The sequence below is a fragment of the Acidiplasma cupricumulans genome (assembly GCF_001402935.1).
Lineage (GTDB): Archaea > Thermoplasmatota > Thermoplasmata > Thermoplasmatales > Thermoplasmataceae > Acidiplasma > Acidiplasma aeolicum.
Genome location: NZ_LKBH01000239.1, coordinates 1 through 1,614, shown reverse-complemented (window position 1 = coordinate 1,614; position 1,614 = coordinate 1). Strand labels below are relative to the sequence as shown.

Annotated in this window: 3 protein-coding genes; 1 reads left to right on the top strand and 2 read right to left on the bottom strand. The window is 23.6% G+C overall.

The window, feature by feature from the left end; translation table 11 throughout:
• Positions 1-764, bottom strand: a 764-nt coding sequence (locus tag AOG55_RS06555; RefSeq protein ID WP_156318787.1) for a glycosyltransferase, incomplete at its 3' end; no start/stop codon positions are given.
• Between the two features lie 285 nt (positions 765-1,049).
• Positions 1,050-1,214, bottom strand: coding sequence for a hypothetical protein (locus tag AOG55_RS09390; RefSeq protein WP_156318786.1), 165 nt, complete (start codon positions 1,212-1,214; stop codon positions 1,050-1,052).
• 109 nt (positions 1,215-1,323) lie between these two features.
• Here AOG55_RS09390 and AOG55_RS09675 point away from each other — a divergent pair.
• Positions 1,324-1,614: hypothetical protein (locus AOG55_RS09675; protein ID WP_236688984.1), on the top strand; the 291-nt coding region annotated here is incomplete at its 3' end.

The following is a 1,614-nucleotide window of genomic DNA, read 5'->3' as shown; positions in this document are numbered from 1 at the left end:
TAACATTTATAATCATTGGTTAATTTTTTAAAATAATTCTCATCATCTATTGGACCTACTAAGTGTAATTGCCATCCCTTATATGATTTAGTAGCACCTACAAAGGCATCTATGAGTAATGACAAATTCTTTTCTGGATGGATTCTGCCAACAAATAAAATATAATTTTTCCTTAATTCATCTTGGTATTTTTTTATTTTATATTGTCTCGATGAAAAAGAGTTTGGTAATAACAACAATTTACTTTTATTAATAAATTTAATATCCCTTAATATTTGCAGTCCGCATGTATTTTCAATTATGATTCCACTCACATAGTATGACAGAAATACAATATATAATCTTTTTAAAATATTATTAATATTATTTGTTTTTTTAAAATCTGAACCATCAGAGTCTAGTTTTACTAAATATTTCGTTTTTAAATGATAAATTCTTGAAAACAATATAAGTGGTATAATTATCAAATTCAGATGAAAATATATAAATATATCTGGTTTATAATTGTGTAAAAAATTTTTTGTGAATCTATATACACGAAAAATGTCAAACCTTTTTTCCGATACTATGCCTGTTTCTATAATGTTAATCCCATCAGGCGGTTTTAAATTCAATTTTCCACAAATTAGATATGATTCAAATCCATGATTCTTCATCTCCATTGGAATCTCTATATATGGTCTGAAAGCTGCATCTTGTTTTAGGTTAACTAATGGAGCATAATATACAAATTTTTTTTTAGAATTGAAATTATTGGCAGGCATTTTATACTTAATTAGATACTTAATAAAAATATTTTTGCTTTCAATTTTGTAGTTTATAGTCTGATACCGTTTTATCCTAGACAGTATAAAGTTTTTAAAAAATTTAATATACTATAATATTATCCTCAAAAGTAGTGATATGCTTAAACTATTTATTGTTAATTTATTTTCAAAAAGGAAGATTTTCTATTATATTTTGACATTACTAATATTTTCTGTTTCAATATTAATATTTTATTTTAAATTATTTTTTTATTTTCCTAATTATATTATTTGGGGAAATTTTTATTTACCTTTCACAAGATTGCAATTATATAAAAGTTCAAATTTAATTTTTTTGAATCTAAATGGTACACCAAATATTTTTCCATCATCTACCATATTTAATATATTTTTTTCTACGGATATTATTAGATTAATTTCGTATTTTTTTTCACTTGGAGCCACCATTAGAATTTATTTCTTTCTAAGTTCCATGTTTTTAATGTATTCTTTTTACTTACTATCGTCTAAATTTTCTAAATCTATATGGATACGCATTTTCTCGACTCTATTTTTTATGTACAACCCTTTCCAGATAACGCAACTTGCAGCAGGGGATTTTCTTGTTTTGTTTTATGAAGGATTTTTGCTTCTATCTATATTTTTTATGTTAATAGCAATCAACACTAAAAAAATATTCAATATTAACTGGCTTATTTCCTTTTTCTTCATGTTTTTAACTATTGGTGAGTTAGAGTTTTCTTATCTCGGAATTCCATTATATATGATAATTTTTAGCTCTGAGTATTTCATACTAAACAGGTCTAAATTCAATGTTAAAAAAACAATCTATAAAATTATTTTCTAT

Coding starts and splice junctions, on each gene's coding strand:
- AOG55_RS09390 (WP_156318786.1), bottom strand. CDS start 1,214: ATGGTGGCTCCAAGTGAAAAAAAATACGAAATTAATCTAATAATATCC.